Origin of the sequence: Acinetobacter sp. YH16031, assembly GCF_013417335.1 — a bacterium.
Lineage (GTDB): Bacteria > Pseudomonadota > Gammaproteobacteria > Pseudomonadales > Moraxellaceae > Acinetobacter.
On the sequence record NZ_VPED01000018.1, the window covers coordinates 1 to 15113 of the forward strand.

At 32.9% G+C, this 15113-nt stretch carries 13 protein-coding genes; 1 reads left to right on the plus strand and 12 read right to left on the minus strand.

Going from position 1 to position 15113, the window contains the following annotated elements:
• Positions 1–411 precede the first annotated feature (411 nt).
• From FTV31_RS09305 to rfbB, 12 genes are all read right to left on the minus strand, one after another.
• Positions 412–1050: a sugar transferase gene (locus FTV31_RS09305; RefSeq protein WP_180014521.1), complete on the minus strand. Its 639-nt coding sequence runs from the start codon at positions 1048–1050 to the stop codon at positions 412–414.
• A gap of 844 nt (positions 1051–1894) precedes the next feature.
• Positions 1895–2848, minus strand: coding sequence for a GNAT family N-acetyltransferase (locus FTV31_RS09310; protein ID WP_180014458.1), 954 nt, complete (start codon positions 2846–2848; stop codon positions 1895–1897).
• A gap of 84 nt (positions 2849–2932) precedes the next feature.
• Positions 2933–4087 carry a glycosyltransferase family 4 protein gene (locus FTV31_RS09315; RefSeq protein ID WP_180014460.1) on the minus strand — a complete coding sequence of 385 codons (1155 nt, stop codon included), beginning with the start codon at positions 4085–4087 and terminating at the stop codon, positions 2933–2935.
• A complete protein-coding gene (locus tag FTV31_RS09320; RefSeq protein WP_180014462.1) occupies positions 4084–4953 on the minus strand; it encodes a glycosyltransferase family 2 protein in 870 nt (289 codons plus the stop codon). Before FTV31_RS09320 ends, FTV31_RS09315 begins: the two co-directional genes overlap by 4 nt.
• Positions 4954–4955: 2 nt before the next feature.
• Entirely contained in the window at positions 4956–6098 is a 1143-nt protein-coding gene (locus FTV31_RS09325; protein ID WP_180014464.1) for an O-antigen ligase, read from the minus strand.
• 130 nt (positions 6099–6228) lie between these two features.
• Positions 6229–7116, minus strand: coding sequence for a glycosyltransferase (locus FTV31_RS09330; protein WP_180014523.1), 888 nt, complete (start codon positions 7114–7116; stop codon positions 6229–6231).
• A gap of 15 nt (positions 7117–7131) precedes the next feature.
• Entirely contained in the window at positions 7132–8376 is a 1245-nt protein-coding gene (locus FTV31_RS09335; protein ID WP_180014466.1) for an O-antigen translocase, read from the minus strand.
• Complete coding sequence (locus FTV31_RS09340) at positions 8377–9492, minus strand: DegT/DnrJ/EryC1/StrS aminotransferase family protein (RefSeq protein ID WP_180014525.1); 1116 nt, start codon at positions 9490–9492, stop codon at positions 8377–8379.
• Positions 9493–9578: 86 nt separating this feature from the next.
• On the minus strand, positions 9579–10667 hold the full coding sequence (locus tag FTV31_RS09345) for an acyltransferase (protein ID WP_180014468.1): 1089 nt from the start codon (positions 10665–10667) through the stop codon (positions 9579–9581).
• Between the two features lie 95 nt (positions 10668–10762).
• Entirely contained in the window at positions 10763–11188 is a 426-nt protein-coding gene (locus FTV31_RS09350) for an FdtA/QdtA family cupin domain-containing protein (protein WP_180012109.1), read from the minus strand.
• Positions 11189–11193: 5 nt separating this feature from the next.
• Complete coding sequence (rfbA, locus tag FTV31_RS09355; RefSeq protein WP_104426847.1) at positions 11194–12069, minus strand: glucose-1-phosphate thymidylyltransferase RfbA; 876 nt, start codon at positions 12067–12069, stop codon at positions 11194–11196.
• Positions 12069–13127, minus strand: coding sequence for a dTDP-glucose 4,6-dehydratase (rfbB, locus tag FTV31_RS09360; RefSeq protein WP_180014527.1), 1059 nt, complete (start codon positions 13125–13127; stop codon positions 12069–12071). The genes rfbA and rfbB overlap by 1 nt, the downstream gene beginning before the upstream one ends.
• Before the next feature lie 748 nt (positions 13128–13875).
• Here rfbB and FTV31_RS09365 point away from each other — a divergent pair.
• Positions 13876–14952, plus strand: coding sequence for a polysaccharide biosynthesis/export family protein (locus FTV31_RS09365; protein WP_180014470.1), 1077 nt, complete (start codon positions 13876–13878; stop codon positions 14950–14952).
• Positions 14953–15113: the final 161 nt, after the last annotated feature.

Genomic DNA, 15113 nt, shown 5'->3' on the forward strand with positions numbered 1-15113 from the left:
ACTGAGGATCAGAAAGCTTGTTTGAATCGATGTATTTCATCCGCAGATTATGCACGAATGCTAAGAAATCCGGAGTGCAAATATTAACCAAAAAGAAGATCGTTTTTTGATTTATGAAAGAGATCTATTAAATTATTAATAAATTTTATTTTAAAGGAATAATTTTTATTAGATAAGTTTTTTATCAGCTTCCTTGATTATTTCTAATATGAAAAAATTAAATATACAACTATTATAAAAAATTTCTTAGACATCCACTATAACTAATAAAAGTATCTAATAATAAGATTAATATATTTCAACCAGAAATAATTAAAAAAATAATAAACCTTTATTAAAATAAAAGGAATCTTCTAAAAAATAATTAGAAGAAGTTAAAAATATTTTTTAGTAATAATGAACTTTATTAAATTATTTCACTTCTTTTGCACGTAAATGGTTTTCAGTGACCTCCTTTCTACAAAATCGTGCAGCACCAACTTCTTGATCTGGTGCATTAATTCCTTCTTGATTAAACATCACCTTAGCTGTTTTAAACATAATTTTAAAATCTAGCCAAATGTTATTCTGCTCAACATATTGAACATCTAAGTCGAATTTTTCTTCCCAAGATAAGTTATTACGCCCACTGACTTGGGCAAGCCCTGTCATGCCGGGTTTTACCTCATGTCTTCGCATTTGTTCAGCCGTATAATGTTCTAGAAATTCTTTCATTTGAGGTCTAGGCCCAACAATACTCATATCACCTTTTAAGACATTTATAAGCTGAGGCATTTCATCTAAGCTGGTAGAACGTAGTTTTTGACCGAATGGTGTAATTCGAAATTTATCTGGTAAGGGATTACCTTCTTGGTCAAATGCATTTCTCATAGAGCGAAACTTAATCATTTTAAAGAGCTTTCCATTTTTACCAGGTCGTTCTTGATAAAAGAAAATTGGGGAGCCTAGATTTCTACGTACTTTATAAGCAATGATGATAAAAACTGGCAATAATATAAATATAGCAGCAAGCGAAATAATAATATCGATTAATCGCTTAGCAACTTTTATATCACTCCTAAAAAGGTCACTACTAGAATATAGATGAGGAAAAGATGTTAAAGAATTTTTTAAAATTAGATCTTTCTTCCCTCGATAATACCAAGATTTTTTTTTCTCTAGCTTAGCCACTTTATTTATCCGTGGAGAAAATTGAATGATTTGGTTCTTATACCCTTCTTTTTCTACAAGATTTTTTTTTAAGAAAATATTATCTTTTTCAATAAATAACGATTTACGTGTTGTAATAGAGCTTTTTACAAAGTTTTCGATCTTATTTTTTTCTTGTTGTAGATCCATTAATAAACACCTCACTATGTCTATCTACGCATCATATCAATTGTATTTTTATTAAAGTAGAGAGACTATTGTTAGCCAATTTCATATTTTAGTTTTTTAAAAATATTATTATTATTTTTATTAAAATATATATTTAACTAAATTTAGTTAAATTTCACCCAATAAAAAACTTAAGTTTATATTTTTTCTATAAATATTAGCCACTTATATTAAATTAAAATAAATAATTTATAATTACACTAGATCAGTTAATAATGAAATATATTTCATTATTAAGATAAATAATTTTTTAAAATATAGCAAATCTCACACTAAATAAAATGTGACAAAATGTAATTTATTTATAAATAATGAGTCTTATATCACAATAAAATACTATTTTAAGCTTATAATTAAATATATTTCTAATTAATTATACAATCAAGATAACGTTATTTTTATTCTATTGAAACCGTCTTAAATATATAAAACCAGATAAGATAAAAAAAATTTAAGAAAACTAGAAATCCACCTCTAATAATAATGAGGTGGAATAATTCAAGTTAAAATTAGGTGATCATAAATCTATACTATAATAATCATGCACAATACCACGCGCACCAAATCTTTCTTTTTGATCAATCAATCCAATGTTTAAGTATTTCCCTTCATTTTCATTAGAAGTACCGAAATCAAATATTTTGGCATTTTTCTTACTTTTGTCTATTAAATGATCAATGAGATAATCTAATACCTTGTTCTCCCTACCTTTATCATTACTAGCCAAATATTGAGTATGAACTACTCTTTCAGTTTCAAAAGTCACTGCTCCTGCCACAATATTTCCATCAAGACAACATTTATATGCTTTTATATTATTAGGGAAACGACTTTTTAATAAATCTATTTCATCTTCATTATGTACAGGTTGTTGGTTATGATGCTGACGCAGTACTTCCCGGATTACTCCCCAAACCATACTAGGTTGATCTACTTCCTCACAGCTAACTCCATTTTTTTTGAGCTTATTGACTGATCTTCTTTTACTTTCTGAGTATGAATATTCTTCATTTAGAGCAATAGAAACACTAATATCTCGTCGATAAAGCTTGGCATCATTTCGAAATAAAGCGTACAAGTCTTCTTGAGCAGGATAATTATGATAAATAACAGGAATGCATTTATATATAATCTTATCAATATTTTTTTGTTTTAAATAAATTTTTAATAAATTAAATAATTCTAGCATGTCAGCTGCATGAACATCTCTAGTAATTAAAAAACCACCAAAAGTTAAACCTTGATGACTATAAAAAATATTATCTTTGATATTTCCAGGCAATAAAGCTACAATTTTCCCTTTTTCATTTTTAAATATTAGTGAGAAATCCTCAAATCGATCAGCATGATATTCCATAAAATCACGATTAAACATAAAATGATAATTTTTACATTTTAATAAAAACTCATTCCATATTATTTTATCTGAAGCTTCATATTTATGTATTTGAAAACCTAAGTCTTCTTTCATTATAATACCCATATCTATATCCCAATTATTATTTTTAAATCAAATATAATTTTTCTATTTATTAAGAAAAATACTATTACTTTTTTAAAACTTATTAATGCCCATCATTTGTAATAGTCTATGGTTTATATGATCCGCATTAAAATTCTTTCTAGCATAGAGGAATCCTTGATAGCCCATTTTATTTATTTGTTCAGGATGTTCTATAAAATAAGTCAGTTTCTCTACCAATCCAGCTACATCCCATTTAGGAATTAGGAAACCTGTCACCCCATCAACTACAGTCTCATTGCAGCCTGGAACATCAGTAGTGATGACTGGGCGTCCTACAGCCATTGCTTCTTGTGTACTACGGGGCACCCCCTCTCGATAATAAGACGGCAATACAAAAACCGCGCTATTACGTAGCCTTTGATCTACATCAGTCACAAAACCATTATATTCGATAATACCTGTTTGTATTAGCTGATCTAATTCAGCTTGCTTTAAGCCAGTTGGATTCTCAGGATCTAATCCACCAATAATTTTAAACACAACTTCAGGATATTTTCTTTTTACTATTCGTGCTGCTTCTATATATTCAAATATTCCCTTTTCAGCGATCAATCGAGCTATAAATATAAATGATATATTGTTCTGATTATTCCATTTTGTATAAGCATAATCTTGTAAATTAAGACCAATTGGTCCCAAGACTTCAATCGCATTTTTTTTATGAGGCAAATTATAATGATGGACTAAATCCTTAGGATCATCATGATTTAAAAAAATAATTTTATCTAGATATGGAAATGCAAGCCGATATAGTGCCACCTGCACAAAACGTATGAATTTAGCCTTTAAGCTTTGGCCATATTTATGAATAGTAAAAGGTGAGCCTAGTCCTTCGATCATGCCATAAATATAAGGCACTTTAGTCTTATAGGCAGCTAGCGTTGCATAGATAACAGGCTTAGTTGAATATGAGAATACAATATCAGGTTGAATTTCTTTTATTTTTTTAGCCAGCTGATAAGTTGAACGTAGATCAGCCAAGGGATTCAGCCCTCCTCGACTAAGCTGATATGTCACTAAGGTGACTCCTAAATCTTGAATTTTGGCCAACCACTCATTTGTATATTCGGATACAAAGGCATAAACATGATAATTTTGTGCCAGACAAGACAAAATGAAATCTTTGCGAAAACCGTAAAGATTAGAGGCAGTCGTTCCAATGATGATAATTTTTTTAGAGATCATGGCTTTATACGCTCTATGAGTTCTAATTGTGCAGCATAAAAATTTTTATCGGAGTCAGAGACTGATGTAACTCTACGCTTATGTAGTATCTGCATTAAGTTCAAAAAATTTAGTACTTTTACAATAATTTTTTTAATTTCAAACTTTAAAACAATCTTATTTTTTTCAAGATCGGAAATAGTACTATTATAATATTTATTGATTACTCCGATCTGGGTATTATAACCACGGATCATTTTTTCTTTTTTTACATTTTCAACTTCTCTATAAAAATATAAAGGTTCCTGTAAAACGACGTAATTAAAATCATTTTTTATCGCAGCTGAAAGCCATAGTTCATAATCTTCAGCTAAGCAATTATCGACTTGATAAGGGTTCCTTTTACACCACTCCTTTCGGGCAAGTAATGAGGGATGCAGTATATTAGTAACACCTTGCAAAATTTCTTTGGGCTGCATTTGATGATTAGAATAGATTCTCTTTCCTAAAATTTCATTCTTGTCTCCAATTGAATATAAGCTGGTGACTACAAGATCAATATCTGGATTTTCATTTAGTACTTTAATCTGTTTTTCAAGACGATCGACTGCCATTAAATCATCGGCATCCATACGTGCAATAAAATCATACTTTGCTTCATTGATAATCTGATTTAAGCGGTAGGGTAATCTTCTATTATGCCCATCAGCTATGATACGGATTCTCGGATCATTAAATGAGCGCGCAATTTCTAATGATCGGTCTGTTGACCCATCATCTACCAGAATTAATTCCCAATTTTGAAAAGTTTGCGCTAATACCGATTTAATCGCATCTTCTAAATATTTTTCAGCATTAAAAAATGGTATTCCTATAGAAATATACATAGTTATTCTTCCTTATTATTATTTGAAAATAGTAAAAAAGCGGCCAATAAAAACCAAAAAATGAGTGTTCTTGCGCTATAAGTTGTAAACCCATATAGCATCGGCCCCAAGAATATCAGCTTGTTTGAAAATGATAATTTTTTAAATATTTGATATAAAAAGATTAAAAATAAAGAGATACCGACGATCCCATAATAAAAAAGGATACCTAACCAGGTTGAATGAATTTCGTTTCCTTTTGGATTATATAACCAGTGTGCACCTTGGCCAGCACCAAAAATTAAATATTGAGGATATTCAAGGAAGTTAAAAAGACCTCGTCCTTCTGCCTGACTATCTTTTTGATCCAGGCCTTCGACAAAACGCAGAACAACACTATCAAAAGCCCCTAAATGATATAAAAAGTAACTGAGGGTACTAAAAATGACTAATATGCCAAAAAATACAAATATTCTTTTATTCAGATCCCCTTTTTGACTAAATATAAATCCTAAAGTAAGCATTAAAAAACCAATTGAAGCAGATCTTGACATGGTCAATAGAATTAAGAATAAAGCTAAAAAATAAACGATTATCTTTTTTAAATTACTTTCAGAAATATATAAAAAAATAGCACAGGTAGTTAAAACCCAAAATGCCATCTGATTGGGATCATTAAAAAGACCATTGTATCGTGGTTCAAAATTGTAACGACCTAATCCACTTGCCCAGATCGCAATTTCTATTACATAGGAAAATGGAATAAGAAACAGTATTTTTTCATAAAAAAAGTTAACTTGAGAGGAACTCAAATTCATTAATAATAAAAAAAACAACAAGTTAAAGATCCAGTAAATGGTAGAAACCATATAACTGGGATCTAGAACAATCAAATACCAAGCAAAATTTACACAAATTGTATATGCGACAAAGATTAAAGCTACACTTGAGTATTCGATGGTTATTTTTGAGCTACGGCTGAATAATAAAAATATAGCCGCCATAATAAAAAGGTGACTAAATTGTGGAACCCCACTGGACCAAAAATAAAACTGAGATAAGAAAAATGATAGCAAGATAAAGTATATAACCACTTTATCTTTTAAATTAATATCATCTAAAAAAATAATGTTATTTTTTGAATTACTTTCATTTAAAATAATCATTATCCATTCCTTTTATTATTATCTAATGCCTAGAATCAGCAAAAGAAATGATTAATATTTTTATATTACTAACTAAATTATTTTTTAAATAAAGTTAAAATATAGTTGTTTATATAAATTTTTTTAATTATTAAAAATCTTTTTTAATTAGTAGCCAATAAAAAAATCTAAAAAAATCATATGTTAAAATTTCTGAAGGATATTCTTTTAAAATTTTTATCATCTTTTCTAATGATTTCTTTTTAGATAATAGCCCTAGTTCAAATGCATTAATCCACAAAGCTCTCTTTTTTGCTTTATTAAATAAAATATGATTCTGATATTCACTTAGAATCATCATTCTTGAATCGTGCATAAGAGTCGTTTGCTTATGCATATTATTGTCATGCAACCTATATTTTGCAAAAAGCACAGGAAGATAGCATAACTCCCCTGCTTGCGCTAAAAGCAGCCACATATACCAGTCTTCTATTTGCACTTCTGCATTGTAGCCACCTATTTTTTTTAAAGCTTGAGTACGAATAAGTTGTGTAGTAGCCGGCAAATCATGTTCTAACAATAAAATCTGGTCAAAGGTATAACTTTTTCTTTTTTTAACTCTATTTTTCACAAGATTAGAACCATTATCAATAATTGATACTCCTCCAAATACAGCTATACAGTTCTTATTCTGGCTTAGAAATTTAGTTTGTATTTTTATTTTACCTTTTAAGATTATATCATCGGAGGCTAGAGAAGAAAAATATTCCCCCTGTGCCCATTCTAATGCTTCATTTAGAGTCGCGCTCAAGCCCTTATTTGGACGATGTCTAAACTCAAATCGGGTAAACCGTTTTTCACATAATGAAATTAATTCTTGTATTTTTTCTACTGAAGCATCTGTAGATCCATCATCAATAATAATTAACTCAATATTCTGATAAGACTGGTCAATAACACTCTTGATGCTATCACGTATAAACCTTTCATGATTATAACTTGGTATAACTATAGAGACTAAGGGTTGTTCACTTATCATCATATTATTCCCTCTTTATTTTAATTGTTTAAATATAAATAAACTGATTACGATCCAATACAGCCCATAATTTATGAGATGAGCAATAGAAACACCTTCGAAACCAAATACTTGAGTACATATATAAGTTAAAGCAATGAGAGACACTGTAAATATAATCTCTGTACAAATATAGAGTTTAGTCATTGCTTTGCTGAGCATTAAATAAGCCAGTATCCAGCTTCCTATCTTCAAGGCATCTCCCATCATTTGCCAAAGAAATAAATCCTGCATAGGGGCAAAAGATGGACTAAATAATAAGTTGATAATCCAATCACGTAGTATGAAAACACAAATTCCGCCTACCACAGCAAGTGGAAAAATAAACTTATAACCTAAATAGACCTCTTTCTTAATTTCATCAATTGCACTTAGTTCTGATAAGCGCGGCAAGTAATACACGCCTAATGTAGTGGTTACAAGCAAAAGATATACTGTGCTTAGACGAATCATCGCTTCCCAATAACCCGCATAAGCCAAACTAAATTCTTGGGTTAAGTAGGCTCGAATTAACATGTGCGATAGCGGCACACAGATTGCACTGACTAGTGCCATAAGAATAAACGAAGCAAATTTTTTGGTAATTCCTATGTCTATTTTTCCTAATAGGGAGGAAAACTCAAACCAGTCTGCTCTATGACAGAGTATTAATGTCACTATAAATGCAATTGACTGATAGATGGATAATGCAATTAAAGCCCCATATAACTGCAGCTTGATTGCCAAAACACCAGTGATTGCAAGTGCAAATAAACTACCGGCAATATTTGCAAGCACCAGCTTTAAAATTTCTTTTTTTCCATTCAATATGGCTAAAAATAGCGTATTGAAATTGAAAAATATTAAAAAAACAGCAAACCAGATAAAAATCGTTTGGTACTTAAGTGATTGAAATATATATAATGCCAGCTGCTTTTGAAAAATAAGTATGAGAATCGCAAAAACGAAACTAAATAGAAAAACAATACTTCCTGCTGTTTTCCAGACTGCTCGTTGTTTAGTCTCATCTTCATGATATTCAGCCGTATATTTAACTACTGCGGTATTAATCGCACTACCAGCAAAGGTCGTCACCATTTGAATAAAATTCTGAAATTGGCCGATCGCTGCATATCCAGTGGGTCCTAGATATACAGCCAGAATTTTATTTAGTACAAACATGGTGATGGTTTTAATCAAAACGGCTACACCATTCAGTACACTGGTCCTAAATAGATTCATCTATGCCTGAAAACCATTACATAACTGAACAACCTGCTTTGCTTCATCCATAGATAAAGTGGGTCCAATCGGTAAGCTTAGGACCTCAGCATGAATCTGTTCTGAAACTGGAAAACTTAAGCCATTCCATTCCTTATAAGCCTGCTGCTGATGAGGCGGAATTGGATAATGAATGAGTGTCTGTACCCCGTTTTCTGCTAAATATTGTTGTAATTTTTCCCGATATTTTGTTCGGATCACAAATAAATGCCAGACATGTTGGGTATCAGTTTCGGTATCTCTATTTTTGCACGATAGCTCAATTGCTGGATTGTGAATTTCTTTTAAATATAGATCTGCAATATGCCGACGATGCTGATTCTCCTGATCTAAAAATTTAAGTTTCACATTCAGGATTGCAGCTTGAATTTCATCAAGACGACTATTTACACCCGGTACCAGGTTTTTATATTTTTCATGTGAACCATAATTACGTATAGCTTTAAGCATATGCGCTAACTCAGTATCATTGGTAGTAATTGCTCCTCCATCACCAAGTGCGCCTAAGTTTTTACCAGGATAAAAACTGAAACCTGCAGCATCTCCCCAATTTCCTGCTTTTTGACCATTTATTTCAGCACCATGACTCTGGGCCGAATCTTCTAAAACCAGCAAGTTATATTTTTTGGCAATGGCCATAATTTCTGGCATTGCCGCAAGTTGTCCATATAAATGCACAGGCAAAATTACCTTTGTTTTTGGAGTTATGGCTGCTTCAATTTTCTTGTTATCAATATTAAAAGTCGTTATATCCGGTTCAACCAGTACCGGTTTCAGATTATTCTGTGAAATTGCTAAGATACTTGCAATATAGGTATTTGAAGGGACAATAACCTCATCTCCTTCATGGAGTTTTCCTAATTCTTTCCATGCGCGTAGCGTTAAAATAAGAGCATCCAAGCCATTAGCAACACCTATGGCATATCGTGTTCCACAATAATTTGCAAAATTATGCTCAAATTCTTCTAATTCTTTGCCACAGATATACCAACCAGAGTCGATTACCTGAGTGCAAGCTGCAATCAGTTGATCACGGTATTGAGTATTTATCGCTTTCAGATCAAGAAAAGGAATCATTTTTATCACTCTCATATAAAAATTTATATTTATTTTTAGTCTCATATTAATTAAAATTAATATACCTATAGTATTTAAATACAATCCTATTTATTCAGTTCATAACCTTTAGATTTAAAGCTTGGCTCCAATAAAAATTGTTTTACTTTCTTATTTAGCGGTTTTTCAATAAATCTATACATTAAAAAGCTAGCGATTAGAGTGGCAATAAATATAAAAAAGGAAAACAGCATTAAGTCCATATTCAATGAAAATATTTTTCTTATATAATTTAAAATTTGTATTTCCAGAACATGCAGCAAGTAAAAGGAAAAACTGATTTCTCCTGCTAACACCATGTATTTATTTGATAAAAACTGGGTGATTATACTTTTGTTCTGAGCAACATGAGACAGTGCAAAAGTTAAAATAATTGCTGCCATAGGCACCCAGTAGTAAATTGAATACCTGTAACTTATATCTATTTTATTATGAAATATAAAGAATAAAATAAAAAGTAAAATAGCCCCTAATTCAAATATAACTATAGGTTGCTTAATTTTGGAATAGCCCACTTTTACTTTTTCAAAAATATCAAACAGGATAATACCGAGTAAGAAGTCAGAAAAACGTACATATGGTGAAATATATAACCAATAGTGATCCTGATTTTTATCGAGCTGAATATTTAGAATCAAAATACTTATAAGATATAATATAAAAATATAACTTCTGATTTTTTCAGAAATCAAAAATGCAAATGGAAACAGCAGGTAGAAGAACATTTCATCAGAGATGCTCCAGGAAGGAGAATTCAATGAGAAATGGATCTCTTCTGAAGTAAAAAAGCTTTGTATCAGAAAAACATGCTGTATTAAATATTCCCAACCCTTGCCAGACTGAGCAAAAGTCAATAAAAATACCAGTGCTGTTGTGGCAATATGTACGGGATATATTCTGGCTAAACGAGAAATATAAAATTCTCTTTTCGAAATATTTCCGATTAAAAACTTTTCTTTATAATTGTAGGCTAAGATAAATCCACTCAAAATGAAGAAAAAGCTGACCCCTAAAAAGCCTTCGTCAAAAATACTATTAAAAATATTGGCATAGTCTGTTTCTTTTAGAAAAGCCAAATGACTCAGAAAAACAAAAAGTGCGAAAAACATACGCAATGATGTAAGCGGCTTAATCACGTCATATATCTCCTTAATATTTATTATTATTTTTACAATTCTATCTTCTGAAGCTTCTTCTTTTGCAAGGCCTTCATTCTAATGAATTAATTTTATTATTTAGTGATCTGCTCAATCAAAGTCTGATCTACTTCTTTTAGGAACTGGTCGTAATTACGAATGTAATCACTTTCATCATAGTAATCACTTGCCAGTACCAATAGGATGCAATCTTCTGAAAAATCATGCATCTCATGCCAAACCATAGGTGGGATCAATAATCCCTTATTAGATTGAGCAATTAAAACTTCCTGTTTTTCTCTGCCATTATCCATCAGCATTTTACAGCTACCTTGAATTCCAAAAGCAATCTGTCGAAGTTGCTTGTGTGCATGGAATCCGCGTGGAACATCAGGTTGAGCGCCAGCAATATAATAAAGTCGCTGTATACTGAAGGGTATATTCCGATTGGCTTCTGCGACGACCAGACTGCCGCGGTGATCTCCCAGGTTAGGTAATTCAATCCACTTAATTAAGTTCATGCTCATTACCCCACCAAAGAAATCAGATATTGACCGTAGCCATTCTTATGCATGGTATGACCAATCGCTAAAACTTGCTCTTTACTCAACCAGCCATTGTTCAAGGCGATTTCTTCTAGACAAGCAACTTTATAACCTTGACGTCTTTCGAGGGTTTCAACAAATTGAGCCGCTTCAAGCAAACTACCCTGGGTACCTGTATCTAACCAGGCAAAGCCACGTCCCAGCAGTTCAACATTTAGGTCACCACGTTCCAGATAGGCCTGGTTAATTGAGGTAATTTCCAGCTCACCCCGTTCAGAGGGTTTGACCTGTTTGGCAATCTGGATGACATCATTGTCATAAAAATATAAACCTGTCACCGCAAAGTTAGATTTTGGATTTTGGGGCTTTTCTTCGATTGAAATTACCCGTTGCTGTTCATCGAATTCTACGACGCCAAAGCGTTCAGGATCTTTCACCTGATAGCCAAATACTGTTGCACCTTTTTGCCGTGCTGCCGCCTGACGTAACATGGGCGTAAAACCTTGGCCATAAAAAATATTATCGCCTAGTACCAGACATACATTGCTTTGACCGATAAATTTTTCACCCAGGATAAAGGCTTGTGCCAGGCCATCAGGACGAGGCTGAATCGCATAGCTCAGCTCCATGCCAAATTGCGAACCATCCCCTAATAAGCGCTTAAACCCTTCAATATCTTCTGGTGTACTAATCACTAGGACTTCACGAATACCGGCCAACATTAATACAGATAAGGGGTAATAAACCATTGGTTTGTCATAAATTGGAAGTAACTGCTTCGAAATTCCTTTGGTAATAGGATGCAAACGTGTACCTGAGCCACCTGCCAAGATAATCCCTTTTGTTGTTCTTAACATTATACTGCCTCCCCTAAACGTTCACGCTGATAAGAACCATCCTGAACACGCTGACACCATTCCAGATTATTCAGATACCATTGCACCGTTTTCCGGATACCTGTTTCAAAGGACTCTTGTGGCTTCCAGCCTAGTTCGCGCTCGATTTTTGAAGCATCAATCGCATAACGTAAATCATGACCTGGCCGATCGTTAACAAAAGTGATGAGGCTTGCATAAGTTTTTCCCTCCGGACGGGGTTTGAGCTCATCCAGAATTTTGCAAATGGTTTTAACTACCTCGATATTCTGTTTTTCATTATGCCCCCCGATATTGTAGGTTTTCCCTACGGTGCCTTCGGTGGCAACCTGATATAAAGCACGCGCATGATCTTCTACGAAAAGCCAGTCCCGGATCTGTTGACCATTGCCATAAACCGGCAATGGCTTACCATCCAGGGCATTTAAGATCATCAAAGGAATTAACTTTTCAGGAAAGTGATAAGGACCATAATTATTTGAACAGTTCGTGACTACGACTGGCAAACCATAGGTTCTATGCCAGGCCCGAACCAAATGATCCGAACTGGCTTTACTCGCTGAATAAGGTGAGCTTGGTAAATAAGGCGTAGTTTCAGTAAATAAGTCTGTTGTACCTTCTAAGTCTCCATATACTTCATCCGTTGAAATATGATGGAATTTGAATCTAGACTTTTTAATCGTAGATAGATTTTGCCAATACTTTCGGGCTACTTCTAATAAAGTGTAAGTTCCCACAATGTTTGTATTAATAAATTCTGCCGGACCATCAATCGAACGGTCTACATGAGACTCTGCAGCCAGATGCATAACAATATCTGGCTGAAACTCTAAAAATAATCGGGTTAAAGATACATGGTCGCAAATATCAGTTTGCGCAAATTGATAACGGGGATGATCCGATACAGAAATCAGTGACTCCAGATTACCTGCATAAGTTAACTTATCAACATTTAATACATGATGTTCAGTCTCGTTAATGAGATGCCGAATGACGGCAGATCCAATAAAACCGGCCCCACCGGTTACCAATATATTCATCACCATTTTGATTATCCTTTAATATTTTTTATTTTACTTTTCACAAATTATTTTTAATGTATTGGTGCCGTCTAGGCACGTCTGTTTTTATTGATTTGTCTATAAGATATATTAATTTTATTACACAAACTACCCATAGAACAGCTAATCATCAAATGTAGTTACATTTTAAAAATCTGGATAATTTTTTTTAAACTTAATCCATCTTATATAGGCTTTTAGTTTTCAGATAATTTTCCACTAATATTAATTTAACAATCACCTAAACTAATTAAATATTATTTTAATTAACAACGGATTATTTTGATTAATATAAAAATAAAGTATCTTAAAATTCCTCAAAATATAATTGAATATTAAGAAAAATCAATGATCTAAAAAACCTCTAGATTAGATAAAAATTATATGAAAATACTTTTCCATATTAATTTCAGGGCTTAATTCCTTCTATCATTGAAGAATAGTACTTATTTAAAAAATAACAATTGGAAACAATTAATATTCTAATGCTATCTTAAGCAATTCACTATATCTCTATAGCTTATTTAATCACGGTTTCACGTCCATTTTCGTCAATCTTACAGTTAAATTTCAGCTCAAACTTGTTAAATTGACTTAAGAATAGCTATAGACAAGGTATGTGATCTATTATATTTTTTAGACGTTAATCACATAAACCGAATTCAAAAAAATTAATAATTATTAATAAATACCAATTCTGAACATATAAAAAATAAAGGGGTTTCAAGTGAACTATAGACACCTTTTAGGTACTTTTACCTTAAGCCTATCTCTGGTTGGATGTGCAGCAACATCCGGCTTTCAAACGTATGATTTACCGACAGAAGGAATCTATCAAACTGAACTGGGAACTCCAGTCAATCTGGTGAAACTGACTCAGGATACATTACCTGTAGTACAGTCTGCGCAAACGAATAATCTCAGTCATTATGCTCCACTATTTCAGACTGAGGTGCAGGATTACCGCTTAAATCCAGGAGATATTTTATCTTTCCAGTTATGGGCTTATCCTGAAATTAGTGCCGTTCCTACAGCAAGCGACAATAACAATGGTTATCAGATTGACCGGAATGGTTATATCCAGTTTCCATTCATCAATCGTTATAAAGCAGCCGGAAAAACCCTTCCACAAGTGAATCAGGAAGTGCGACGTTTGTTGATTCCTTATTTGAATAACCCGGATGTGGTCGTGAGAGTAATTTCCTATCAGGGACAGCGTTATTCAGTAGTAGGTAACGTGAAATCAGCTGGACAATTTTATCTGACTGATCAGCCGGTAAGTGTGTATACGGCGCTGGGCCTGGCTGGCGGGATTAATGAGCAAGGTGATTCCACTTCAATCCAGCTCGTACGCCAAGGTGTGACCTATGATCTGAACACGATTGCTTTGGAAAAAGCGGGTTATTCCTTACACAAGCTACTGATTCAACCCAATGACACCCTGTATATCAGTCCTCGGGAAAACCAGAAAATCTATGTCATGGGTGAAGCCGGCACCAATAAACCATTACCCATTCGTGACCAGGGCATGACACTTGCCGATGTACTGGGTGAAAGCGAAGGGATTAATCCATATTCTGCCAATCCGAGTCGAATTTATGTCTTGCGTGGCAATTCTGACAACAAGATGACTGAAATCTATCACTTAAGTTTAAAAAATCTGGGAGATTTTGGTCTGGCTAAACAGTTCAAGATGAATAGTAACGATATTGTCTATGTTGATGCTACCGGTCTGACACGCTGGGAACGCGTAGTGAGCCAGATTCTTCCATTTTCATATGTCGCTGGCTCAGCTATACGATAGGTGAAAGTATGAAAATTAAAAATCTTTTAGCAACCTGTTTTGGGCATGTTGATTATCAATCAGTGACTAAACATTTATTTATAAGATCTACCCGTACTTTCAGATTAAATCTATAAGGCTGGGTCATTTAAATAATGACTGTTAGTCGTAATAAAAAAACA

Excerpts from the sequence above, each read along its gene's own strand:
- FTV31_RS09310 (WP_180014458.1), bottom strand. The coding sequence starts at position 2,848 with ATGAAAGAAGACTTAGGTTTTCAAATACATAAATATGAAGCTTCAGAT.
- FTV31_RS09315 (WP_180014460.1), bottom strand. The coding sequence starts at position 4,087 with ATGATCTCTAAAAAAATTATCATCATTGGAACGACTGCCTCTAATCTT.
- FTV31_RS09320 (WP_180014462.1), bottom strand. The coding sequence starts at position 4,953 with ATGTATATTTCTATAGGAATACCATTTTTTAATGCTGAAAAATATTTA.
- FTV31_RS09325 (WP_180014464.1), bottom strand. The coding sequence starts at position 6,098 with ATGATTATTTTAAATGAAAGTAATTCAAAAAATAACATTATTTTTTTA.
- FTV31_RS09330 (WP_180014523.1), bottom strand. The coding sequence starts at position 7,116 with ATGATAAGTGAACAACCCTTAGTCTCTATAGTTATACCAAGTTATAAT.
- FTV31_RS09335 (WP_180014466.1), bottom strand. The coding sequence starts at position 8,376 with ATGAATCTATTTAGGACCAGTGTACTGAATGGTGTAGCCGTTTTGATT.
- FTV31_RS09340 (WP_180014525.1), bottom strand. The coding sequence starts at position 9,492 with ATGATTCCTTTTCTTGATCTGAAAGCGATAAATACTCAATACCGTGAT.
- FTV31_RS09350 (WP_180012109.1), bottom strand. The coding sequence starts at position 11,188 with ATGAACTTAATTAAGTGGATTGAATTACCTAACCTGGGAGATCACCGC.
- rfbA (WP_104426847.1), bottom strand. The coding sequence starts at position 12,069 with ATGTTAAGAACAACAAAAGGGATTATCTTGGCAGGTGGCTCAGGTACA.
- rfbB (WP_180014527.1), bottom strand. The coding sequence starts at position 13,127 with ATGAATATATTGGTAACCGGTGGGGCCGGTTTTATTGGATCTGCCGTC.